Annotated in this window: 20 protein-coding genes; 3 read left to right on the forward strand and 17 right to left on the reverse strand. The window is 63.8% G+C overall.

Translation table 11 applies throughout. The features are described from left to right. Nucleotides 1–155: 155 nt before the first annotated feature. Entirely contained in the window at nt 156–1844 is a 1689-nt protein-coding gene (gene phaC / locus AWB77_RS31695; protein ID WP_244158717.1) for a class I poly(R)-hydroxyalkanoic acid synthase, read from the reverse strand. Here phaC and AWB77_RS37110 point away from each other — a divergent pair. Beyond that, on the forward strand, nt 1813–2088 hold the full coding sequence (locus tag AWB77_RS37110) for a hypothetical protein (RefSeq protein ID WP_244158718.1): 276 nt from the start codon (nt 1813–1815) through the stop codon (nt 2086–2088). The two genes, phaC and AWB77_RS37110, sit on opposite strands and share 32 nt — an antisense overlap. 421 nt (nt 2089–2509) lie before the next feature. Here the strand turns inward: AWB77_RS37110 and pgeF are convergent, their stop codons facing one another. Together pgeF and AWB77_RS31705 are read right to left on the reverse strand one after the other, a co-directional pair. Beyond that, entirely contained in the window at nt 2510–3325 is an 816-nt protein-coding gene (gene pgeF, locus AWB77_RS31700) for a peptidoglycan editing factor PgeF (protein ID WP_061138411.1), read from the reverse strand. Continuing rightward, nucleotides 3322–4503: an RluA family pseudouridine synthase gene (locus tag AWB77_RS31705; protein ID WP_082852796.1), complete on the reverse strand. Its 1182-nt coding sequence runs from the start codon at nt 4501–4503 to the stop codon at nt 3322–3324. Before AWB77_RS31705 ends, pgeF begins: the two co-directional genes overlap by 4 nt. A gap of 97 nt (nt 4504–4600) precedes the next feature. Between AWB77_RS31705 and AWB77_RS31710 the strand changes: the two genes are divergently transcribed. Further along, entirely contained in the window at nt 4601–5434 is an 834-nt protein-coding gene (locus AWB77_RS31710; protein WP_061138413.1) for an outer membrane protein assembly factor BamD, read from the forward strand. Between the two features lie 78 nt (nt 5435–5512). On the opposite strand, the gene yoaA is transcribed toward AWB77_RS31710, so the two are convergent. The 3 genes from yoaA to AWB77_RS31725 all read right to left on the reverse strand — a co-directional run bounded on the left by yoaA (nt 5513) and on the right by AWB77_RS31725 (nt 8973). Then, nucleotides 5513–7744, reverse strand: a complete 2232-nt coding sequence (gene yoaA / locus AWB77_RS31715) for a DNA repair helicase YoaA (protein WP_061138414.1) — start codon at nt 7742–7744, stop codon at nt 5513–5515. Nucleotides 7745–7867: 123 nt separating this feature from the next. Continuing rightward, entirely contained in the window at nt 7868–8053 is a 186-nt protein-coding gene (locus tag AWB77_RS31720; protein WP_061138415.1) for a DUF465 domain-containing protein, read from the reverse strand. Nucleotides 8054–8154: 101 nt separating this feature from the next. Continuing rightward, nucleotides 8155–8973 carry a flotillin family protein gene (locus tag AWB77_RS31725; RefSeq protein WP_061138416.1) on the reverse strand — a complete coding sequence of 273 codons (819 nt, stop codon included), beginning with the start codon at nt 8971–8973 and terminating at the stop codon, nt 8155–8157. Nucleotides 8974–9187: 214 nt separating this feature from the next. Here AWB77_RS31725 and AWB77_RS31730 point away from each other — a divergent pair, with 214 nt between their 5' ends. After that, on the forward strand, nt 9188–11527 hold the full coding sequence (locus AWB77_RS31730) for a Tex family protein (RefSeq protein WP_061138471.1): 2340 nt from the start codon (nt 9188–9190) through the stop codon (nt 11525–11527). Nucleotides 11528–11608: 81 nt separating this feature from the next. On the opposite strand, the gene AWB77_RS31735 is transcribed toward AWB77_RS31730, so the two are convergent. The 11 genes from AWB77_RS31735 to bamB form a co-directional block, all read right to left on the reverse strand. Further along, nucleotides 11609–13501, reverse strand: a complete 1893-nt coding sequence (locus tag AWB77_RS31735; protein ID WP_061138417.1) for a potassium transporter Kup — start codon at nt 13499–13501, stop codon at nt 11609–11611. A gap of 251 nt (nt 13502–13752) precedes the next feature. Next, nucleotides 13753–14313, reverse strand: coding sequence for a phosphoribosyltransferase (locus AWB77_RS31740; protein WP_061138418.1), 561 nt, complete (start codon nt 14311–14313; stop codon nt 13753–13755). Between the two features lie 99 nt (nt 14314–14412). Further along, the gene (locus AWB77_RS31745; protein ID WP_061138419.1) at nt 14413–15759 is read right to left on the reverse strand and encodes an adenylosuccinate synthase; all 1347 of its coding nucleotides are present in this window, start codon (nt 15757–15759) and stop codon (nt 14413–14415) included. A gap of 155 nt (nt 15760–15914) precedes the next feature. Next, nucleotides 15915–17066, reverse strand: a complete 1152-nt coding sequence (locus tag AWB77_RS31750; protein ID WP_061138420.1) for an ATP phosphoribosyltransferase regulatory subunit — start codon at nt 17064–17066, stop codon at nt 15915–15917. A 114-nt stretch (nt 17067–17180) separates the two neighbouring features. Then, nucleotides 17181–17372 carry a DUF2065 domain-containing protein gene (locus AWB77_RS31755; protein WP_035500998.1) on the reverse strand — a complete coding sequence of 64 codons (192 nt, stop codon included), beginning with the start codon at nt 17370–17372 and terminating at the stop codon, nt 17181–17183. A gap of 57 nt (nt 17373–17429) precedes the next feature. After that, nucleotides 17430–18332, reverse strand: a complete 903-nt coding sequence (gene hflC / locus AWB77_RS31760) for a protease modulator HflC (protein WP_061138421.1) — start codon at nt 18330–18332, stop codon at nt 17430–17432. Between the two features lie 11 nt (nt 18333–18343). Further along, the gene (hflK, locus tag AWB77_RS31765; protein WP_061138472.1) at nt 18344–19729 is read right to left on the reverse strand and encodes an FtsH protease activity modulator HflK; all 1386 of its coding nucleotides are present in this window, start codon (nt 19727–19729) and stop codon (nt 18344–18346) included. A 60-nt stretch (nt 19730–19789) separates the two neighbouring features. Next, a complete protein-coding gene (gene hflX / locus AWB77_RS31770; RefSeq protein ID WP_061138422.1) occupies nt 19790–21058 on the reverse strand; it encodes a GTPase HflX in 1269 nt (422 codons plus the stop codon). 86 nt (nt 21059–21144) lie between these two features. Beyond that, the gene (gene hfq / locus AWB77_RS31775; protein ID WP_006999489.1) at nt 21145–21381 is read right to left on the reverse strand and encodes an RNA chaperone Hfq; all 237 of its coding nucleotides are present in this window, start codon (nt 21379–21381) and stop codon (nt 21145–21147) included. Nucleotides 21382–21542: 161 nt separating this feature from the next. Beyond that, nucleotides 21543–22883, reverse strand: coding sequence for a ribosome biogenesis GTPase Der (gene der, locus AWB77_RS31780; protein ID WP_061138423.1), 1341 nt, complete (start codon nt 22881–22883; stop codon nt 21543–21545). 393 nt (nt 22884–23276) lie between these two features. Beyond that, on the reverse strand, nt 23277–24422 hold the full coding sequence (gene bamB, locus AWB77_RS31785) for an outer membrane protein assembly factor BamB (RefSeq protein WP_061138424.1): 1146 nt from the start codon (nt 24420–24422) through the stop codon (nt 23277–23279). Nucleotides 24423–24473: the final 51 nt, after the last annotated feature.

Genomic DNA, 24473 nt, shown 5'->3' on the forward strand with positions numbered 1-24473 from the left:
CGCGATCTTCGCGAGCGAGCCGCCGAACTTGCCTACCGCCGTACGCGCGGCCGATACGATCACTACGTCAGTCATTTCAGTTTCCTTTTGGCATCGAATGTTAATGCGGCTCCGGACGGTTCCATGCGCTCGCGCGCACGGCTCGCGCGCGCCGCTCAGAAATCGCGTTCCAGCACGTAACGGCCGGGCGCTGCCTCGATCACCGGGTAAGTCTTCGATCCCTGCGCCGTAGCCGCCTTGACCTGCTCGCCCGCGCTCTTCGCGAGCCAGTCGGTCCAGGTCGGCCACCAGCTTCCGGGATGCTCCGTCGCTGCCTCGATCCACGCGTCTGGATTCTCGGGCAGACGCTCGGTATCGCTGTCGATCGTCCAGAAACTGCGTTTGTTCTTCGATGGCGGGTTGATCACGCCCGCGATATGCCCGGACGCGCCGAGCACGAACTTCTGCTGCCCGTTCAGCACCGGCGCGGACGCGTACGCCGATTTCCACGGCACGATATGGTCTTCGCGCGAGCCGTAGATGAACGTCGGCAGCGTGAGACGCGACAAGTCGAGCGGCGTGCCGCACACCGTCACCGCGTTCGGCACCCTCATCTTGTTCTCGAGATACGTGTTGCGCAGATACCAGACAGCCATCGGTCCGGGCAGGTTCGTCGAGTCGCTGTTCCAGAAGAGCAGGTCGAACGCCTGCGGCGTGCGGCCCTTGAGATAGTTATCGACGACGTAATTCCACACGAGATCGTTCGGGCGCAGATACGAGAACGTATTCGCGAACTCGACGCCGCGAATGAGTCCCGCAGGCGCGCCGTTCTTGCCGCCGATCGACTGCTCGCGCATCTGCACGTGCGCCTCGTCGATGAACACGTCGAGCACGCCCGTGTCGGAGAAATCGAGCATCGAGGTGAGCAGGGTCATCGAAGCGGCCGGATCCTCGCCGCGCGCCGACGCCACCGCGAGCGCGTTTGCGAGAATCGTCCCGCCGATGCAGAAGCCGAGCGTGTTGATCTTGTCCGCGCCGCTGATCTCGCGCACGACGCGGATCGATTCGAGCGCGCCTTCTTCGACGTAGTCGTCCCACGTCTTGTGCGCGATCGACTGATCCGCGTTGCGCCACGACAGCATGAACACCTGATGACCCTGCTCGAGCGCATAACGCACGAGCGAGCCTTCCGGCGACAGATCGAGGATATAGAACTTGTTGATGCAAGGCGGCACGATGAGCAGCGGCCGCGCATACACCTTCGGCGTGAGCGGCTTGTACTGGATCAGCTGCAGCAGTTCGTTCTCGAATACGACCGAGCCTTGCGTCGACGCAATGTTCTTGCCGACGAAAAAGCGCGATTCGTCCGACTGCGAAATCTTGCCGCGCTGCATGTCGGCAAGCAGATTCATCATGCCCTGGCGCAGGCTCTCGCCCTTGCTTTCGATGAGCGTCTTCTGCGCTTCGGGATTGAACGCAAGGAAGTTGCTCGGCGCAGCGGCGGCGGCCCATTGCTGGACGGTGAAGCGGATACGCTCGCGCGTCTTCGGATCGCTCTGCACGGCGTCGGCGAGTTCCTGCAGATAACGCGCGTTCAGCAGATACCACGCCGCGGTGAACGCATACGCGGGCGTCGATTGCCAGGCGGTGTCGGTGAAGCGCCGGTCCTTCAGCGACGAAGGATCGATGCTCTGCGCGCTCGCCTGCTTGAGCAACTCGGCGGCATCGCGCGAATAGTTGCTCTGCAATTCATGCAGACGCTCGGGAGCGATCGCGGCGGTCGGAATCTTCGGCAGTGTAGGCAATCCCTGCATCGCCGCGCCGAAGCCCGGCATGCTGCTCGCGAGCTTCGCGAATTCCGCCATGCCGTTCATCTTCGTGAAATCGGGCATCTGCGGCATGGCGCCGAATGACGGAAAAGCAGCGGGAAAACCGGCAGGGAATGCAGCAGGAAATGCCGCGGACGGGAACCCGTTGGGAAGCCCGTTGGCAAATGCGCCGAAAGCAGCGAACGGCGAAGCCGCCGCGTCGCTCGCGGTATTCGTCTGCGGAGTGAGTTTCGACCATTGCGCGGGATCAGCTACGCTGCGCCACGCGTTCAGCCATTGATCGAACGCCTGCTGTACGCCAGTCGTATCGGCGGATGGAGCTTCGGCCGAGGTGCTGTCGGCGGTACGGGAGCGGGAAGATGAGGAAGTAGATTTGGAAGCCATACCCGCTTTTGACCTGTGAGTCTCGCAAGACTTGGATTGCTAATGCAGGCATCGCCGGGCTTTCTGGCCAGCGCGCAAGTGTTGATGCGCCTTATGCGCGCGGCAAGAAAGAACCTTGCTACGCCGTGCCCGATTGAATGAATTCCGGGAACATTCTTGCTCCATGATGTCAGGCATGTCAATGCTTCGTCCCGATTTTGCCGCAGTGCGATATTTTTTTAATTATCGTTTTCCCCCATGCGAATTATTGCATTCGCACGGGTTTCGTCATGGGCGCGAAACGATCGTCGGGTAAGTTCCGATATTGATGATAACGGTCAGTCGTTTAGCCAGATCATCGCGGCCATGCGGCCCGTCACGCGATCGCGCCGATAGGAATAGAAACGCTCTTTCTCGATGACCGTGCAAAGTGTGCCGCCGTGAATGCGCGAGTCGTCGATGCCGAGATCGGCGAGTCGCAGGCGCGCGAGCGCGTAGATATCCGCGAGATATTTGGCGGGCGTTCCGCCCAATGGCGCGAATGCCGCTGCGGTCGCGTCACGGCGCTGCGCACGCGCCGCCGCGACGAACGCATCGAGCACGTCCTCGCCCACTTCGAAGGCTTGCGGTCCGATCGCCGGTCCGAGAAACGCGTTGAGCTTCGACGACGGCACGCCCGCGAGATTCGCGACGCGCTCGCCCGTCTTCTCGACGATCCCGCCCGCGAGACCGCGCCAGCCCGCGTGCGCGGCGCCTACCGCGCGGCCTTCGTCGTCGCAGAGAAGGACCGGGAGGCAATCGGCCGTCATCACGACGCAAACCACGCCCGCGCGATCCGTCGCGCTCGCATCTGCCCGGGTGCGCTCACCGCGTGCGAGGCGCTCGATGATCGTATGTGCATCCTCGACTTGCGTGCCGTGGATCTGTTCGAGCCACGCCGCATTACGCGAGCCCGTCAGCGCGAGCGCGCGGCGGCGGTTTTCCGTGACGGCTTCCGGCGCGTCGCCCGACGAGAAACCGAGATTGAGGCCGCCGGCGCCGGGCGCTCCACCATAAGGTGCGTCGCTCACGCCGCCCGCGCGCGTCGTGACGAATGCGCGCACACGCGGCGACACGTTCCATTGCGGCCAGACACAGTCGTTCTCGCGCATCATGCTTCGTCGTCCTCGTAGTTTTCGTCTTCGTCGTCCCAGTCTTCGCCTTCTTCGCCTTCTTCGCCCTCGCCCATTTCATACACTTCGGCGAAGTCTTCGTCCTCGTCGAATTCGACTTCCTCATCCTGTCCGAAGCCGAGCTCCGCCGCGAGCGCCGCGATGTCCTCGGGAACGTCCGCGCGCCAGTGCACTTCCTTGCCGGTTGCGGGATGAATCAGGCCGAGCCGCCACGCGTGCAGCGCCTGACGCGCGAAGTCGTTGGGCAGCGGCCTGACCGAACGTTTGCCGCGCGCGTGCCCGTACACCGGATCGCCCAGCAGCGGATGCTGCACATGCGCGCAATGCACGCGAATCTGATGCGTGCGGCCGGTTTCCAGATCGCAATGAATCGCGCTGACGGGCTGGCCGTGCCACGTGGTGCGGTCGACGGTGCGGAAATGCGTGCGCGCCGGCTTCCCCGATGCGGTCTTCACGACCGCCATGCGCGTGCGCTCGCGCGGATCGCGGCCGATGGGCGCGTCGATCGTGCCGTCGTCGGGCATGTTGCCCCACACGAACGCGACGTAGCGGCGCTTCACCGTGCGCGCCTGCAACTGGCGCACGAGGTCGGTCTGCGCTTCGAGCGTGCGCGCGACGACCATCAGCCCGGACGTTTCCTTGTCCAGCCGATGCACGATGCCCGCACGCGGCAGCCCGGCGGCGGCATCGCCGTAACGATGCAGCAGACCGTTGAGCAGCGTGCCGCTCCAGTTGCCCGCCGCCGGATGCACGACCATGCCCGCCGGCTTGTTGATGACGACGAGCGTCTCGTCCTCGTACACGATGTGCAGCGGCACCGGTTCGGGCGTGAACGCGAGCTGCTCGGGCAGAAGGTCCGGAACGAGCGTGATCGTTGCGCCGAGCGGCACGGGCTGGCGCACTTTCGCTTTCGCGCCGTCGACGAGCACGCGCCCTTCCTCGATCCAGCCCTGCAGCCGGCTGCGCGAGAACTCCGGGAAAACTTTCGCGAGCACCTTGTCGAGCCGGTCGCCCGCGAGTTCGTCGGGTACGCGCGCCGTGCGCGGCGCTTCACGGTCCGCGCCGGCGGTCGAATCGACCGACGCCGAGTCGTCGCCGGTGGCGCATGGGCTATAATCTTTGAGTTGGTCTTTGGTACGACGTGTACTTGAGCGGGTCATTTGAACGAGATTCGGCGGCATGTAAGAAAAGCCGCGCCGGAAACACAGCTAGAACAGCGAAGAATCAGCAAGAATCAGCCAGGAACAGCAAGCACTGATGCGAGCCTTCAACATCATTCATCACTCGATGCGTCAATCGATCAAGTATCTGGCGCTGGCCGCGAGCGTCGCCATCGTCACGGCCTGCCACGGCCTGCCCGAGAAGACCGACGAAACGGCGACTTGGAATAACAACAAATTATATACGGAGGCCCAGGACGCGCTATCCGGCAGCGACTGGGGCAAGTGCGCGAAGTATTTCGAAGCGCTCGAAGGCCGCGATCCGTTCGGCCACTTCGCGCAGCAGGCGCAGATCAACGTCGCTTACTGCGACTGGAAGGACAGCGAAACCGCCAACGCCGACCAGGCCATCGACCGTTTCATCAAGCTGCATCCGGATCATCCCGAGATCGCGTACGCGTATTATCTCAAGGGCATGATCCACTTCAATGACGACCTCGGCCTCTTCGGCCGCTTCTCCGGTCAGGACATGAGCGAGCGCGACCCGAAGTCGCTGCGCGAGTCCTATGACGCGTTCAAGGTCGTCGTCGACAAATATCCGCAGAGCAAGTACGCGCCGGATGCCGCGCAGCGCATGCGCTACATCGTGAACGCGCTGGCGTCGCATGAAGTGCACGCGGCCGATTATTACTATCGCCGTGGCGCGTATGTCGCCGCGATCAACCGCGCGCAGCTCGCCATCCGCGAGTACCGGAACGCGCCGGCGACCGAAGACGCGCTGCATATCATGATGCTGTCGTACGAAAAGCTCGATCAGCCGCAACTCGCCGACGACACCAAGCGCGTGCTCGCGGCGACGTTCCCGGACAGCCCGTATGTCACCGGCAAGCGCCGCGCGGGCACCGACAAGCCCTGGTACCAGATCTGGTAATCCAGAAAGCAAAAAGCGAAACGGCCGGTTGATCACCGGCCGTTTTTTTATGTCGACGAAAACTCAGGAACCCGATGCTTATTCGGCCAGTTCCGTTTTCCACTTCGCCGCGTCGCTGAAAAACTCGCGCACCACGTCCAGTTCGCGCGTGCGCTTGAACGGCGGCAGACTTTGCCAGATGCGCCGGCCGTAAGGCTTGTCGACGAGACGCGTGTCGCAGATCATCAAGACGCCGCGATCCGTCTCCGCACGAATCAGCCGCCCCGCGCCCTGCTTGAGCGTGATGACCGCCTGCGGCAGTTGATGCACGGCGAACGGACTCAGGCCTTTTTTCGTCAGCGCATCGAGACGCGCGGCGAGCACCGGATCGTCGGGCGGCGCGAACGGCAATTTGTCGATGACGACGAGCGACAGCGCGTCGCCGCGCACATCGACACCCTCCCAAAAGCTCTGGCTACCGACGAGAATCGCGTTGCCGTATGCGCGGAAACGGTCGAGCAGTTCGGTGCGGCTCGCATCGCCCTGCACAAGCAGCGGATTGTCCCAGCCGCGCCGCTCGATCACCTCGCGCAGACGATTGGCGATGCGGTCCACCGCGCGCAGCGTCGTGCACAACACGAACGCGCCGCCGCCCGCCGACTCGATTACCGGCAGCGCGGCTTCGAAGACCGCGTCGGTGAACTGCGGTGACGACGGCTGCGGCAGATTGCGCGGCACATACAAGAGCCCTTGCGACGGGTAATCGAACGGGCTCGGCAAGGTCATCGAACGGCGCGCGTTCAGCCCCATCTGCGCGGCGTAATGCGTGAAGTCGCCGCGCACCGAAAGCGTCGCGGACGTGAAAATCCACGCGCGCGGCACGCCCGCGCGCTGCTTCGCGAAAATCGGCGCGACCGAGAGCGGCGTCTCGTGCAACTGCACCGTGTGCGAGAACACTTCGATCCAGCGCACCATTTCGTTCGGCTCTTCCTTCGCCGCCTCGCGGGCGACATCCTCGTCCGCGACGACGGCGCGTTCGAGCGAGGTCGGCGGCGTCGTCCAGCCCGCGAGCAGATCCTGCAACTCGCGCGCGCGACGCACCAGCGCCTGCAACGATTCGGCCCGCTCCGCATGCGACGACAGCGCCGCCGCGAGCGCCGACAGGTGCGTCTCGAGCGTGTCAAGCGACTCGAATATTGGATGACTGTCCGGCAACTGGCCGAGCGACAGCCGCACCGAATCTTCCTTGAACGCGAGCCGCACGTCGCGCGCCGCGCGCTCGAGGGCCGCGCCGAGCTTGGTCCAGTCGGCGGCGTCGCGCGCGTGCGACAGACCTTCGGCGACCGTATCGCGCGCGAGTTCGAGCAGTTGCGTGGTCGAAAGCGTATCGCCGAAGAAAAGCGTCGCGGTTTCGGGCAACTGATGCGCTTCGTCGAAGATGATCGTGTTGGCCATCGGCAGGAGTTCGGCCATGCCGGTGTCGCGCAGCATCACATCGGCGAAAAACAGATGGTGATTCACCACGACGATATCCGCCTGCTGCGCCTCCTTGCGCGCCTGCATCACGAAGCATTCCTTGTAATGCGGGCATTCCTGGCCGAGGCAGTTGTCGCGCGTGGACGTGACCATCGGCCAGACGGGCGAGTTCTCAGGCACGCTCGCGAGTTCGGCCTTGTCGCCGGTGCGCGTGATCTTCGCGAAACGGACGATCTCCTGCAGATGCGAAGTGTCCTGGCGCGTCGGCAGACGGCCGTTGTCGGCGGTGCGCTCGAGGTAGTAGTGGCACAGATAGTTGGCGCGGCCTTTGAGCATCGCGACCGAAACCGGCACCGCGAGCGCGTCGCGCACGGTCGGGATGTCGCGCTGAAAAAGCTGGTCCTGCAGATGCTTCGTGCCCGTCGACACGATCACCTTGCCGCCCCACAACATCGCCGGGACGAGATACGCATAGGTCTTGCCGGTGCCCGTGCCGGCCTCGACGATGAGCGTATTCTCGCCACCGTCGATGGCCGTCTTCGCCGTCGCGATGCCGATGTCGTCGGCGGGCTGCTCTTCTTCCGGCGCGTAGGGCTTGTCGGACGGACCTAGCTTGCGCGCGGGGCGGCGCTGCGCCTCGAACATCGCGGGCTCGGGCATCGCGCGTCCGGACGCTTCCATCGCGGCAGCGACCGAGCGCGCCATTTCGATCTGCGATGCGCGCGGCCGATATCCGTCGATCGCGCGCGCGAGCAGCCCCTGCGCGGAGAAGATGGCGTCGAGCTCGGCGCCGCGCTTGTCGTTTAGCGCGAGCGGCGCGGCTGCGTCGTCACTGGGTTGTGCGGATGAGTTCAAGGCGTGCTAAATCCTGCGGCGGGTTTCGGCGAATGACAGTAAGTGACAGTGAGTGACAGCGACTCTCGGCGCGCACGCGAAAAGCGCCGTCGCCGGCACGAAACCGCGGCCGGCGCGCGGCGTTCAGTGCGCGTCCGAGTCCAGCTGCAATTGCAGCAGGAGAATGGTGTCCTTGACCTTGAGCTTGCGCTTTTTCAGGCGCCTCAGCTCCAGGTCGTCGATGCCGGTCATCTTTTCGATCAGCGTGGCCAGACTGTGATGCTCGTCCTGCAATTGCGCGATGCGATCGCGCAGCACGGCGGCATCCATGGCGGGTTGTCGGGGTGCGCGCGGGGATTCACTAAAGCGCTGCTGCATGCTCGCCTCCTTTCATCCACTTGGCGCGGGCCCGGACAGCGAGCCCGAGTGCCCTATTTACCTTGCTGCTGTTGTTGCTGTTGCAGTTTCAACTGCTCCTGGCGCTCCTGTTCCTGCTGTTGCGCCTTTTCCTGCGCTTTTCTGGCGGCTTCCTTCTGACGCGCCTCGACTTCCGCGCGATGCTGTGCGGCTTCCTGCTGCTTCTGCTCGTAGCGCTGCGCCTTTTGATCGCGTTCCTGCGCATCCTGCACGCCGCGCGCGCGCGCCTCGTCGAGCTGCTTCTGATAATCCGCCTGCTTGCGATCGTACGCTGCCTGATTGGCTGCGCGCTGAGGGGCTTCGGCCTCGCGCTGCGCGGCGGCCAGCGCGTTCTGGCGCTGCCTGTCCTCGTAAGCCTGCTGGCTCGCTTTCTCGTTCGCGGCGCGCTGCGGCGCTTCCGCTTCGTATTGCGCGCGCTTGATGGCCGTCTGCTGATCGCGCTGCTTCGCCCGCTCGGCGCGTTGTTCGTCGTCGAGCGCGAGCTGCTCCTGGCGAATCTGCTGACGCGTCTCGCGCATTTCGTTGCGCGCGTTGTCGATACAGTGATTCACGAAGAACTTGCTATAGCAGTCGTGCTCCTTGACGCCGTAGCGGTAGTCGTTCTCGGAGGTCCGCCGGTCGAGTGCCTTCTGGCGTTGCGCGAAATCGGCTTGCGGCGAATCGCCGGCGGCGGGCGCTGCCTGCGCGCTCACGGATGATGCGGAACCGGCCGGACCGGCGGCTTGCGCGAACGCGCGTTGCGGCGCGAATGCGCCCGCCGCGCACAGCAGCAGGACAGCCGCGAAAGCCGGCGTGTTCGAAAGGCGGAAGTTGGGCAAATGAATGGGCGGCAACGTGATAAAGAATCAGGTGCGAAACGGCTTGTGCGATGTCCAAATTCTATCATCGCGCGCCGGAGCGCTCTTTCATTTATGGCAAAATGCCCCGCTCAGCAACCCGGTCCGAACCTGGCTCGCCACGCGCTCAAGCCGCACGCGCCGCCCCGCTTTCGCGAAGGCCGCGCGTGCGCAGCGGATCTCGCCGGCGAGCCGCAGACAGTGCAGAATCATGACGCAAACCGTAGCACTCAAGATCGTACAGCGCATTGCCACCGAACTCACCGTGCAGCCGCGTCAGGTCGCCGCCGCCGTGGAGCTTCTCGACGAAGGCTCGACTGTTCCGTTCATCGCCCGATATCGAAAGGAAGTCACCGGCAACCTCGACGACACGCAACTGCGCACGCTCGAAGAACGCCTGCTGTATCTGCGCGAACTCGAAGATCGCCGCGCGACGATCCTGCAAAGCATCGACGAGCAAGGCAAGCTGAGCAACGAATTGCGCGGCGCCATCGAAGGTGCGGACAGCAAGCAGGTGCTGGAAGACCTCTATCTGCCGTATAAGCCGAAGCGCCGCACGCGCGCGCAGATCGCGCGCGAAGCGGGTCTCGAGCCGCTCGCGCAGGCGCTTCTCGCCGATCCCACGCTCGATCCGCAGGCCGAAGCCGCGAAGTTCGTCGATACCGACAAAGGCGTCGCCGATATCAAAGCCGCGCTCGACGGCGCGCGCGACATCCTCTCCGAGCAATTCGGCGAAACGGCCGAAGTCCTCGGCAAGCTGCGCGAGCACCTGTTCAACCAGGGCCTCGTCATGTCGACCGTGGTGGACGGCAAGCAGAGCGAGGAAGGCGAAAAATTCCGCGACTACTACGACTACAGCGAAACGATCCGCACCGTGCCGTCGCACCGTGCGCTCGCACTGTTCCGCGGCCGCAACGCGGGCGTGCTGAGTGTGAAGCTCGGACTGGGCGAAGAACTCGATGCGCAGGTTCCGCACCCGTGCGAAGCGATGATCGCGGGACACTTCGGCATCGCCAATCGCGGGCGCGCCGCCGACAAATGGCTCTCCGACGTGTGCCGCTGGTGCTGGCGCGTGAAGGTGCAGCCGCACATCGAAACCGAATTGCTGACGCAACTGCGCGAAAACGCGGAGCACGATGCCATTCACGTGTTCGCGCGCAATCTGAAGGACCTGCTGCTTGCGGCGCCCGCCGGCCCGAAGGCTGTGATCGGTCTCGATCCGGGTTTGCGCACGGGCGTAAAGGTTGCGGTCGTCGATCGCACCGGCAAGCTGCTCGCGACCGACACCATCTATCCGCACGAGCCGCGCCGCGACTGGGACGGCTCGCTCGCGAAGCTCGCGCGCATCGCGCAGGCCACGCAGGCGGAGCTGATCTCGATCGGCAACGGCACGGCATCGCGCGAAACCGACAAGCTCGCGAGCGAACTCATCGCGAAGCATCCGGAACTGAAGCTGCAGAAGATCGTCGTGTCGGAAGCGGGTGCGTCGGTGTATTCGGCGTCCGAACTCGCCGCGAAGGAGTTTCCGGAGCTCGACGTCTCGCTGCGCGGCGCGGTATCGATTGCGCGGCGTCTGCAAGACCCGCTCGCGGAACTCGTCAAGATTGAGCCGAAGGCGATCGGCGTCGGCCAGTATCAGCACGACGTGAATCAGCGCGAACTCGCGCGTTCGCTCGATGCGGTCGTCGAGGATTGCGTGAACGCGGTCGGCGTCGATGCGAACACGGCATCGGTCGCGCTGCTCGCGCGCGTGTCGGGGCTGAACGCGACGCTCGCGCGCAACATCGTCGATTTTCGCGATGCCAACGGGCCGTTCCCGTCGCGCGAGCATCTGAAGAAGGTGCCGCGTCTGGGCGATAAAACTTTCGAGCAGGCAGCCGGCTTCCTGCGCATCAACAACGGCGAGAATCCGCTCGATCGTTCGTCGGTGCATCCGGAAGCGTATCCGGTCGTCGAACGCATTCTCGCGAAGATCAAGAAGCATATCGGCGATGTGCTCGGCAAGCGCGAAGCGTTGACGGGTCTTTCGCCCGCCGAATTCGTCGACGATCGTTTCGGCCTGCCGACCGTGCGCGACATTCTCAGCGAGCTCGAGAAGCCGGGCCGCGATCCGCGCCCCGAGTTCAAGACGGCGACGTTCAAGGAAGGCATCGAGAAGATCTCCGATCTCGTGCCGGGCATGATCCTCGAAGGCGTCGTGACGAACGTTGCGGCTTTCGGCGCGTTCGTCGATATCGGCGTGCATCAGGACGGGCTCGTGCACGTCTCGGCGATGTCCACGAAGTTCATCAAAGACCCGCACGAAGTCGTGAAGGCCGGCCAGGTCGTCAAGGTAAAAGTGCTGGAAGTGGATGTGAAGCGCCAGCGCATCGCCCTCACCATGCGTCTGGACGACGATTTCGCGCAGGCTTCATCGAACGCGGGCGGTGGCGCAGGTGCATCGCAATCGCGCGGTTCGCAGGATCGATGTTCGGGGCAGCGTCCGCAGCAGCGTCGCGAGCCGGAACCATCCGGCGCGATGGCCGCGGCGTTCGCGAAACTGAAGCGGTGACGTTTCGCGCCGTCAACAAAAAACCCCACGTTTTGCGACGTGGGGTTTTTTTATCGCTGGCGGGCGATGGACGACGCAGCGTCAGATCTCGATCTTCGTACCCAGTTCCACCACGCGATTGGCTGGAATACTGAAGAAATCCGTCGGCTTAGCGGCGTTCTGATGCATCCACGCAAACACGCGCTCGCGCCATACCGACATGCCCGGCAACTCCGTCGGCACGACCGTCTCGCGCGCCATGAAGAACGACGTGTCCATCAGCTCGAAGGTCATCGCGTGGGTGCGCGTGATCTGTTCTAGCACGGCCTTCACATCGGGCGTCTCGTTGAAGCCATACGCCGCCTTCACGAGAAACAGTCCGCCGCCGATGTCCTTCACTTCGACACGATGCGCGTCGTCGACATAAGGAATGTCGCGCGTCAGGAAGTTCATGAAGATGGTGCGTTCGTGCAGCACCTTGTTGTGCTTGAGGTTGTGCAAGAGACTCACGGGCACGAGCGAATCGCTGCCGGTGAGATAGATCGCCGTGCCCGACACGCGATGCGGCGGATGCGCGAGCAAGCCCTGCAGGAACGGCATCAGCGGAATGCCGTCCGCCGCCGTGCGATCCTTCACGATCATACGGCCTTTGTACCAGGTCATCAGCAGGAAGAAGAGCGCCCCGCCGATGCATAGCGGCAGCCAGCCGCCCTGCTCGATCTTGAGCAGGCTCGCACCGAAAAAGCCGATGTCGATCATCAGGAACACGGTGATCATCCCGCCGACGAGCCAGCGGTTCCAGCCCCACAGATTCACCATCACGACCGACACGAGGATCGTGGTCGTCAACATGGTCGCGGTGACGGCGAGACCGTATGCGGCGGCAAGATTCTCCGAACTCTTGAAGCCGATGACGATGCAAAGGATGATGAAAAGCAGCATCCAGTTGACGAGGGGAATATAGATCTGGCCGATCGCCAGTTCAGACGTATGCATTATCTTCATGCGCGGCACGTAGCCGAGCTGGATCGCCTGACTCGTCAGCGAATACGCGCCGGAGATCACCGCTTGCGACGCGATCACCGTCGCGACCGTCGACAGGATCACGAGCGGCAGCAACGCCCAGTCGGGCGCGAGCAGGAAGAACGGATTCTCGATGGCCTGCGGCGAGTGCATCAGCAACGCGCCCTGACCGAAGTAGTTGAGCAGCAGCGAAGGCATCACAAAGCCATACCAGCCGTAGCGGATCGGCTTCACGCCGAAGTGGCCCATGTCCGCGTAAAGCGCTTCCGCGCCGGTCAGCACGAGCACGACCGAGCCGAGCACGATATACGCCTGCAAGACGTGCTGCGCCATGAAGGACGCCGCGTAATACGGATTGAGCGCGACAATGATGCGCGGCTCCATCACGATATGCGCGGCGCCGAGCACCGCGAGCGTCGCGAACCACACGACCATGATCGGACCGAAGAGCTTGCCGACGACCGCCGTGCCATGACGCTGAATCCAGAAGAGCAGGATCAGGATGACGATGGTGATCGGCAGCACATAGGGCGTGAGTTTGGGCGCCGCGATCTCCAGACCTTCGACGGCCGAAAGCACGGACATCGCGGGCGTGATGACGGCATCGCCATAGAACATGCATGCGCCGAAAATGCCGAGCATCATCAGCACGCCGGAGACCTTTCCGGCCTCTCTTACGCTGCGCAGCGCGAGCGTGGTCATCGCGAACACGCCGCCTTCGCCGTTGTTGTCGGCGCGCATGACGAAGAGCACGTACTTGACGGCGACGACCATGACGATCGCCCAGAAGAGCAAGGAGATGACGCCGAGAATCGACGCTTCCGACAAGCCGATGCCGTGCGACGGGCTGAAGGCTTCTTTGAGTGAGTAGAGAGGACTCGTGCCGATGTCGCCGAAAACGACACCGATCGCCGCGAGCGCAAGCGAGTGTAAAGGCTGTTTATGCTCGTGCGCGTGAGTCGTGTTAGTCATAAAAGCGAGATATCCGTCCAGAGCGGAAAGAAACGAACGCCATTCTATCTAACGTCGCACGCGAAGACGCCTTCTCGCGTGTTGCTACAGCGCGACGAGAGGCGCGAGAGAGAGTGTAGCATCGTGCTCCGCGTGCGTCGGCGGGCGCGTCGAATACAGTCGTGTGCGCTTCGGTCAAAGAAAAACGCCGCTGCACCGGGCGTGTGCCAGGTAGAGCGGCGGCGTCATTCGAAACAATCAGAGCTTGCGATTCATGCACGTCCGTTCTGCGTGCCGCGCTTGATCCATGCGCCGAGGTTGTGCGGACGCACCGTGTCCCACTCTTCGAATGGCTGATGTATCCACGGATTCGTTTCAAGATGCTGAACGTGATAGTCGGGCTTGACCTTCGAGCAGGCCTTGTACCACAGCACCGCCGAGCGCACCGCCGTGATCGCCGGATAACGCTCCTTCAGATGCTCCTGCACGCGTGCGAGCGTGACGCCCGAATCGACCAGATCGTCGACGAGCAGCACGTTGCCGGACAGGTCGCCGCGCGTCATCGTGATGTATTGCGCGATGTCGAGATCGCCCTGCTCCGTGCCCGCCGCCTCGCGGTACGAACTCGTCGCGAGAATGGCAAGCGGCAGATCGTAGATGCGCGAAAGCTGGTCGCCCACCCGCAGGCCGCCACGCGCGAGGCACAGGATCTTGTCGAACTTCCAGCCCGATTCGTGCACCTTCAGTGCGAGCAGTTCGATCAGCCGGTGATATTCATCCCAGCCGACCCAGAGGTTCTTGTCGTCGTTGCGCGGGTCCGTCATCGCGATCATGGTGAGGCTCTTTCGAATGCTTAGGTTATATACGAAATGTGGCCGCTGATGCGGCCACATTTTTACGGCGTCCGGTTCCGGTCGATGCGCGTGCGGCGCTCAGACCTTGAACGGATGGCGAAGCAGGATGGTTTCATCGCGGTCCGGACCGGTCGACACCATGTCGATCGGCACGCCCGCCACTTCCTGCACACGCGTCAGATAGGCGCGCGCGTTTTCCGGCAGGCCGTCCCATTGCGTGATGCCGATGGTGCTTTCCTTCCAGCCGCCGAACGTTTCGTACACCGGCTCGCAGCGCGCGACTTCCGATGCGCCGCGCGGCAGGATATCGACCGGCTTGCCATCGAGTGTGTAGCCCGTGCAGAGCTTCACTTCGTCGAGGCCGTCGAGCACGTCGAGCTTCGTGATGCACAGGCCCGAAACGCCGTTGATCTGGATCGCGCGGCGCAGCGCGGCGGCGTCGAGCCAGCCGGTGCGGCGCGGACGGCCCGTGACCGAACCGAATTCCTTGCCGACGGTCGCGAGGTCGAGACCGACCTTCTCCTGGCGCTGCGGATTGTCCGCGTCGTACAACTCGCTCGGGAATGGGCCCGAACCGACGCGCGTGCAGTACGCCTTCGTGATGCCGAGAATGTAATTCAGGCGCTGCGGCCCGATGCCCGCGCCCGCAGTCGCCGCGCCCGCGACGCAATTGCTCGACGTGACGAACGGATACGTGCCGTGGTCGATATCGAGCAGCGTGCCTTGCGCGCCTTCGAACAGCAGATTGCTGCCCGCGTGGTTCGCGTCGTAGAGACGGCGGGAGACGTCGGTGACCATCGGCGCGAGACGGTCGGCGTAGCCGAGCATCGTGTCGAGCGTTTTCTGGAAATCGACGGCCGCAGCACCGAGATACTGCGTCAGCACGAAGTTATGGAAATCGAGCGCTTCGCGCAGGCGTTCTTCGAACACCGGGCGATCGAACAGATCCTGAACGCGCAAACCGCGGCGCGCGACCTTGTCTTCATACGCCGGGCCGATACCGCGGCCGGTCGTGCCGATCTTGCCGGCGCCGCGCTTGGCTTCGCGCGCCTGGTCGATGGCGACGTGATACGGAAGCACGAGCGTGGCGGCTTCCGAAATGAACAGGCGCTTCTGGACGTCGATACCCGCCGCTTCGAGTTCGTCGATTTCCTTGAACAGCGCTTCCGGCGACAACACGACGCCATTGCCGATGTAGCAGGCCGTACCCGCGCGCATGATGCCCGACGGAATGAGGCGCAGAATGGTCTTCTTGCCGCCGATGATGAGCGTATGGCCGGCATTGTGACCGCCCTGGAAGCGCACGACGCCCTGGGCGTGGTCCGTCAGCCAGTCGACGATCTTGCCCTTGCCCTCATCACCCCACTGGGTGCCCACCACGACGACGTTGCGCCCCGGGTTCACATTCACTGCACTGGCAGACATGTTGATTCGTTAGCTGGTTAAAAACGTATTTTACCTATGTTCGCGGAAGGTTCCGAGTTTTTCGGGACGCGTTTCGCGATTTCGTCACGGTCGCGCGATTGGATTGCACTAAGCAAAATCCGTTGCCGATCAAGCGACTATATGCACCGTCCGCATCACGCGCGCGTTTCGACGGTCCATGTGCCGTCGCGCTCGACGAGCACGCGGTCGAACGCGAATTCGTCGAGATCGTGGTCGTGGCCGGGCAGCGCCTGAATCACCACTTCGCCCGCGTCGCGCAGCGCGAGAATCGCCACGCGCAACGGCTCGTCGTGCTTCCACGGCGCGAGGATCGCGCTGCCGCGCGCGTCCATCGGCGAAATGCGCGCCACTTCACGCAGATCGAGCGAGAAGCCCGTCGCAGGGCGCGCGCGGCCGTAGGCGAGACCGACGTCATCGTACCGGCCGCCGCGCGCGACCGCGTTCGGCACGCCATCGACATAAGCCGAGAACATCACGCCGCTGTGATACGCGTAGCCGCGCAGATCCGCGAGATCGATCATCAGCTCCGCGCCTTCGACCTGGGCCGCGAGGAACGCGAGGTCATCGAGCGCGCGCGCGATCACCGGCAGATTCGGCAAACGGCCGCGCGCGATCTGCAACACCGATGCATCGCCATACAGCGACGGCAGCGCGCGCAGCGCCTCGCGCGGCACTTGCCCGAGATGCGCGGTCAGTTCGTTCAGGCGCGGCACGTCCTTGCTCGCGAGCGCGTCGTAGAGCGCCTCGCCGAGCGATGCGGCGGCCGGCTCCAGTTCGAGCAGCGCGGCGAGCACGCCCGCGTGGCACAGATCGAGGCGCACTTTCTTCAGACCTGCGAGATGCAGCGAATCGAGCATCAGCTGCTGGATCTCGAGGTCCGCTTCGAGACCCGCGTGACCGTAGATTTCCGCGCCGATCTGAATCTGCTCGCGCGTCGCGTGCAGACCGCGCGGGCGCGTATGCAGCACCACGCCCGCGTAGCACAGACGCGTCACGCCCTGACGATTGAGCAGATGCGCGTCGATGCGCGATACCTGCGGCGTGATGTCCGCGCGCAGGCCGAGCGTGCGCCCCGACAACTGATCGACGAGCTTGAAGGTGCGCAGGTTCAGATCGCTGCCGCCGCTCGTCAGCAGCGATTCGAGATACTCGAGCATCGGCGGCATCACGAGCTCGTAGCCGTACGAACGGAAACGGTCGAGCAGACGCCGGCGCAACTCTTCGATCTTGCGGGCTTCCGACGGCAAAACGTCGGCGATATTCTCGGGAAGTAACCAGGTGGACATCGATGCGATTCCTACGGGACGCGAGGCTCGACGCTTCGTGCGTGGCGCTCGTCGGTCAGGGACAGAAAGATAGAAACAAGATAGGCCAAACGACGCGATGCTGCCGGCGCCCGCTCACGTCGCGATCAGGAGCAGGATCAGCCCGAGCACCATCGCGACCAGCCCGCCGATGCGGATGTGGTGAACCGGCCGCTCCGCGATGCGGCGAAAGGTGTCGCGCCACGCGGTCGGAAAAACGAAGGGAAACATACCTTCGATGATCAGCATCAACGCAAGTGCGAGCAGTAACGTCTCGGCCATGTCCAAGGGATTTTTATCGATGCCGCGCGGCCGGGACGATCCGACCGCGCAGCGCGCACGGGATCAGCGCTTCGCCGTGGGCGAAGCAGGCGTGTCCGCCGCGCCGCCGTTCGGGCTCTTCATGAAGCGGAAGAAATCGCTGCTCGGGTCGACGATCATCACGTCGCCCGGCTTGAACGTCTTCTTATACGCTTCGAGGCTCTGATAGAACTGGTAGAACTGCGGATCGCGTCCGTACGCATCGGCCGCTATGGCCGCCGCCTTGCTGTCTCCTTCGCCCTTGATCGACTGCGCCTGGCTGTAGGCGTCCGCGAGGATGGCCTGCTGCGTGCGTTCCGCGTCGGCCTTGATCTTGTCCGCTTCCGCCGTGCCCTTCGCGCGCTCGTTCGCCGCGGCTTGCTGGCGGGCCGCGATCATGCGCTTGTACACCGAATCGGCCACCGCCGACGGAAAGTCGATGCGCGTCATCTGCAGATCGACGAGTTGCACGCCGAACGCCGCAGCCGCGCCTTCGATGTTCTTCTGCGCGTCGGTTTCGATCGCCTGCTGGTTGCCGAGCGCATCGGTGAGCGTGCGCTTGGCGAAACCGCTCGCGAGCGCCGTGCGCGCGAGCGCGGTGATGCGCTCCTGCGCCGTCTGCGTGTTCTTTTCGTTGCTTTCGAAGAGCTTCAAGGGATCGGCGACGCGATACTTGACGACCGTGTTCACGAGCACTTCGTTCTTGTCCGAGGTCGAGAAACGATCGGCGCCGGATTCGTCGATGGTGAGCGTGCGCGTGTCGATGAGCGTGAGCGTCTGGAACGGCAGCGGCAGCTTGAAGTGCAGCCCCGGGCCTTCGAGACGCGGATTGCCTTCGCCGTGCGCGGCGACGACGGCGGCGTGTCTTTCGTCGACCGTGAAGATCATCGACGATCCGATGAACAGCACGATCACGACTGCGACGATGAGCGCAATGATTCGATTCATGTTCGCGCTCCTTATTGCAGGTCTTCGGACCGGCTGCGCGAGCGAAACGCATCGCGCGAGCGCAGCGGATCACCGCCGGCATTCGCACTCGCGCCGCTGGCCGCGCTCGCCGCGCTGGCGGGTGCGGCCGCGGCCGGCGCCGATGCGCTCGCCGCGCCCTGCGCGCGCGCCTGCGGCGTTTCCGTCATCGCGGGCGTACCCGCGCCGCCGCCGGCGTCCGTCGATTCCTTCGCCTGCTGCCGGTTGGCTTCGACGAGCTTGTCGAGCGGCAGGTACACGACGTTATTGCCGGCCTTGCTGTCGACGAACACCTTCGTGGTGCGCGAGTAAATCTGCTGCATCGTGTCCAGGTACATGCGTTGACGAATGACCGCGGGCGCCTTCGAGTACTCCGCGTAGACTTCCTTGAAGCGCTCGGCGTCGCCTTGCGCCTGCGTGACCTGGCGATTGCTGTAAGCCCTCGCCTCGTCGATCAGCTTGCCCGCGTCGGCTTTCGCGCGCGGCAGCAGTTGATCCGCATAGGCCTGCGCGGTGTCGCGCGCGCGCTCGTTGTCCTGACGCACGCGCGCCGCTTCTTCGAACGCCGACTGTACCTGCTGCGGCACCTGCACGCTTTGCACCGCGACGCCCGTGACCTGCAGGCCCGTACGGTAGGTATCGAGCGAGCGCTGGATCGTCTCGATCAGGCGCGCGCGCAGCGCCTCGCGATCCTTGTAGAGCATGTCGTCCGTCGACAGACCGCCCGCGATCTCGCGGATCGCGGACTGCGCGGCCTGCGTGACGCTGTCGTCGGCATTGACGCTGCGGAACAGGAAATCGGTGGGTGACTTGATCTGATACTGAACGGCGAAGCGCACGTCGACAATGTCCGCGTCGTTCGTCAAAAGCGACGCGTCGCGCACGTTGCCTTGCGAGAGCGCCGTGCCGCGGCCGACTTCGACCGAACGGATCTGCGACGTATCGACGATTTCGCTTGTCTGGAACGGATACGGCAGACGCCAGTGAATACCTTGCGCGACCGTCTGACGATACTGCCCGAACTGCGAGACGACGCCGACATGGCCGTCCTGCACGACGAACACGCCGCTGCCGAGATAAATGGCGATCAGCACGCCGATGACGATGCCAAGGCCGATCTTCGTGCCACGGCCGTTCTCGCGCGGCGCGCCGTTGCCGGGCTTCCTGCCGAACACCCCGGCAATGCGGCGATTGAACTCGCGCCACATCTCGTCGAGATCGGGCGGGCCTTCGTCCTTTCCGTTCGGGCGCTTGCCGTCCTGCGGACGCTTCGAATCGTTCTTCACGCCATTGCCGTCGCCCCGCCCCCAGCGCGGGTCGTTGATCGAAAAGACGGCATGCTCAGCTTGCCGGAAAACCCGCTCTTTGTAGTCGTTCACTCGGTGATTCACCATTAGACAGCCGGGGTCGACGCCAGGTCGATGCGATTCCGAAGCAACTCAATGTCCGTGCTCGGGAACCTTGCGATCGTCACGTTCAGCGGCCGGCCGGTCGTGTTCCGGCTGCGCGTTGGTGTCGTGTGTGGCGTTTGACCCGGACTGCGTGGATTGCGTTGCTTCGGACGTTTCGTGCGGCTCCGATAATTCGGCGAGCACGCTGGGAAGGCCCGCATCGGTTTCTTCGGATTCCGCCGTGGCGATTTCGGCGATGGCAGCGCGCAGCGCATCGAGCCCCTGACCCGTGCGTGCGCTCAAGAAAACGCGCGAAATATTACCATACTCGTCCCTTTCAACCGCCTCGTCGCGGGCCGCGAGCTCCGGCACCGAATCGATCTTGTTGAAAACGAGGATCTGGCGGATGTTGTCCGCGCCGATGCCGCGCAACACCTCGTTCACCTGATCGATCTGATCCAGGCGCACCGCGCTCGATGCATCGACGACATGCAGCAGCACGTCCGCATGGATGGTCTCTTCGAGCGTGGCGCGAAAGGCGGCGACAAGCTGGTGCGGCAGTTCGCGGATGAAGCCGACCGTGTCCGACACGACCACATGACCCGCTTCCTCGCCGAGAAAGACGCGGCGCGAGGTCGTATCGAGCGTGGCGAAAAGCTGGTTGGCCGCGTACGCCTGCGCCTTCGTGAGCGCGTTGAACAACGTGGACTTGCCCGCGTTCGTATAGCCGACGAGCGACACCGACATCGTGCGATTGCGCACGCGCTGGCGCCGCTGCGTGCCGTGCTGGCGACGCAGCTTTTCGAGCCGCGACTTGAGCGCCTTGATGCGCTCGCCGATCAGCCGGCGGTCGGTTTCGAGCTGCGTTTCACCCGGACCGCGCAAGCCGATACCGCCCTTCTGGCGTTCGAGGTGAGTCCATGCGCGAATGAGGCGCGTCGACAGATATTGCAGTTGCGCGAGCTCGACCTGCAGTTTGCCTTCGTGACTGCGGGCGCGCTGCGCGAAGATGTCGAGAATGAGGCTCGTACGATCGACCACGCGGCGATTCAGCGCGACTTCGAGATTGCGCTGCTGCGCGGGCGCGAGCGCGTGATTGAAGATGACGAGTTCGACGTCGTTCGCCTCACACTGCAGACGCAGTTCTTCGACCTTGCCGCTGCCGATGAACATTTTGGCATCGGGACTCTGACGGCGGCCTGTGAGCGTGACGGCGGGATGGGCGCCCGCACTTTGTGCGAGCAGGCTGAGTTCTTCCAGACTGGCTTCGAAATCGATCTTGCCGAAGTCGATGCCGACGAGCGCTGCGTTGATCAAATTAATATGTTTAAGTATTTGAAGCGACCGGCGAGTTGCTTAATGTTCGCTTTTGAATTAGCAATTCGCGCCGGCCGCGACATGGTTTAGGACGATTCAGCGTCCGGGTGGAAATTCACCGGGCGGGCCGGCACGACCGTCGAAATGGCGTGCTTATAGACCATCTGGGTGACCGTATTTCGGAGCAACACGACGTACTGGTCGAACGATTCGATGTTCCCTTGGAGCTTGATGCCGTTGACCAGATAGATCGAGACCGGCACGTGCTCTTTACGCAGCGCGTTCAAAAACGGGTCTTGTAACAATTGCCCTTTGTTGCTCATAGCAAACTCCGTGTTTTTTTGCAGGTTGGGTTTATTGCGGGCGAAGAAAAAGAGATCCGCCGACAATCGCTACACTATAGCTGATTTTCGCTGTTTCACGTTTCCGGCGCCGGATCGGCCAAATGGCCAACGGCACCGAACCGTAAGGCTTTGCGCGACTCTTACTCCTTGTCCGCGTAAGGATTTCGGCTCGACCGAAACTCTATGCGAAGTGGAGTGCCGGCAAGTCCGAAAGTTTCGCGAAAACGCCCTTCCAGATATCGCTTGTATGTGTCCGTGATCGCGTCGAGCGCATTGCCGTGCACGACGATGATCGGCGGATTCTGCCCGCCCTGATGCGCATAACGCAGCTTCGGGCGTACGGGTCCGCGACGGCGCGGCTGCTGGAACTCCACCGCCTCGATCAGCGCGCGCGTCAGCTTCGGCGTCGGCAGCTTGGCCATTGCGGCGGCGTAGGCGTCGTCGACCGATTTCATCAGCGCGCCGATGCCCGTCTTTTCCAGCGCGGAAACGTAGTGGAATTTAGCAAAGTCCAAAAACTTGAGCTTGCGTGTCAGGTCCGCCTTCGTGCGCTCGCGCACATGCGAATCGAGCCCGTCCCACTTGTTCACGCCCACTACCAATGCGCGGCCCTGTTCGACCACGAAACCGGCGATATGCGCGTCCTGCTCCGAAATGTCCTGCTGGGCGTCGAGCAATAGGATGACGACGTTGGCATCGGAAATCGACTGCAGCGTCTTCACGACCGAAAACTTCTCGATGGCTTCGAACACCTTGCCGCGCCGGCGCAAGCCCGCCGTGTCGATCAACGTGTATTTGCGGCCTTGTCGCTCGAAATCAACATAGATCGAATCGCGCGTGGTGCCGGGCATGTCGAACGCGATCACGCGCTCCTCGCCGATCAGCGTGTTCACGAGCGTCGACTTGCCGACGTTCGGACGCCCGACGATCGCGATCTTCACGCCGTGCTGCGCCTTCTCCGCTTCCGTCTCTTCCGGCTGATCCTTGTACGCGATGTCGAGCGCGTCGTTGATCATTTCGACGACGCCGTCCCCGTGCGCCGCCGAGATCGCGCGCGGGTCGCCAAGACCGAGCTCGTAGAAGTCCGCCGCGACCGCCGAGTACTTCATGCCCTCGGCCTTGTTCACGACGAGAAAGAGTGGCCGGCCCGTCTTGCGCAGATAGTCGGCGATCGACTTGTCCTGCGGCGCAAGGCCGTTACGCCCATCGACGATGAACACGACGATGTCTGCCTCTTCCACCGCCTGACGCGTCTGCCGCGCCATCTCGTGGAGGATGCCGTCCTTCGCGACCGGCTCGAAGCCGCCCGTGTCGACGACGAGATACGGACGCTCACCGCCCACGCGGCCTTCGCCGTAATGGCGGTCGCGGGTGAGGCCCGGCAGGTCGGCGACAAGCGCGTCACGCGAGCGCGTCAGCCGGTTGAAAAGAGTCGATTTCCCAACATTGGGGCGCCCGACGAGGGCAATCACGGGTTTCATCTGATTTTGTTCAAAGTTGAACGCAAGGCGAACGCGGAACGGGCGGTACAACCGTCTCGTTGCGTTCCGCTACGCCGCGCAATGGCTGCGCTTGTCGAAAATTAGCATGGATTCGGCCTGCCGCACGCGAGGCGCGCGGTTGGACGGATCGTCGGCGGTCGATCGCCGGTCTTGCCTCGTTCGAGGCTCTTTTTTTGCGCGACGCCTTCGCGCGGCGCGCTTCGTTCTTGCGACCCTGCTTTTGCTTGCGGGTTTTATCGCGCCGCACGCGTGGCGTGGCGCTTCTTTCTCGTGCGGCTCGTCGTGGCGAGCCTGCCGCGCCGCCTGCTGCTCGCGCCGCGCTTTTTCCGATGGACCGCGAGAGAGCGTCGCCCGCTCGCGGCCCGCCTTCGATCAGTTGCCCGGACGGAAACCGTAGAGATCGCCGTCATGCGTCTGCACGACGAGCGTGCTGCCCGCCAGCACGGGTGCCGCGGTGATCGCACTGCCATCGGTCGGCGCGCGGCCGATGAGCTGGCCGTTTTCCGTGTTGAGGAAATGAACGAAGCCCTTGTAGTCGCCCACGACGACCGCGCGGCCGAGTATGAACGGCACGCTGACGACGCGGTTCTTCAGCACGTCGGTCTTCCAGAGCGGCGAACCATCCGATGCGCGGAACGCGTTGACGACCGACCAGTCGTCGCCTGCCGCGACGATCTGCTCGTCCTGCGCGAGGCCGCTGTCGCTCGAGAAGTTCTTTTCCCACACCGGGCGGCCCGAGTTCGCATCGAAGCAGCCGATGCGGCCCTGGAACGTCACCGCGCAAGTCTGCGCGCCGACGAGCCCCGGCGCGCCGGTCACGTCGTTGATGCGTTCGACTTCGGTCACGCCCTTCGGATACGACACCGGCGCCTGCCAGTAGGCATCGCCCGTTTGCAGGTTGATCGCCGCGAACGTGCCTCCGGGGAAGCCCGCGAGCACGGCCTGATTGCCCGCGAACGTCATGCCCGCCGCGACGCGCAGATTCAGAGGCACGGCGCGCAACTGAAAGACCCACTTCTGTTCGCCGGTCTGCGCGTTGAATGCGATGACCTTGCCGTCGATGGTGCGCACGACCACGAGATCGTTGCCGACGAGCGGCGGCGACACGATCTCGCCCGGCGCGGTGGCCGTCCACAGCAGCTTGCCGTCGCTGCCGAGCACGTCGACCTGGCCCTTCAGGCCGCCGACGGCGGTGAGATTGCCGTCGCTGCCGACGCCCGCCGACAGATCGTCCTTGAGCTTGGTGCGCCAGACGTCCTGCCCGGTCTTCGCGTCGATCTTGGCGACGGTGCCGTTCGTGCCCGCGGCGAAGACGTAGTCGCCCACGGCGACCGGCGCGAACAGATAGCGCCCCGCCTTGCCGACGCTCGCCTTCCACGTCTGGTTGACGTTCAGCACCGGCTTGAAGTCCGCGAGCGGGACCGGCACGCGGCGTTCATCCTTGGTCGACGAGCAAGCGGTCAACAAGACGGTCATCGCACAGGCGAGCGGCACGGCGTAGCGTTTCAAAAAAGTCATCGGTGGACGCAACATGGATTGGTGAATTGGGTTGATCGGCGCTGCCCGCCG

Source organism: Caballeronia fortuita (assembly GCF_001544835.2).
Taxonomy (GTDB): domain Bacteria; phylum Pseudomonadota; class Gammaproteobacteria; order Burkholderiales; family Burkholderiaceae; genus Caballeronia; species Caballeronia fortuita.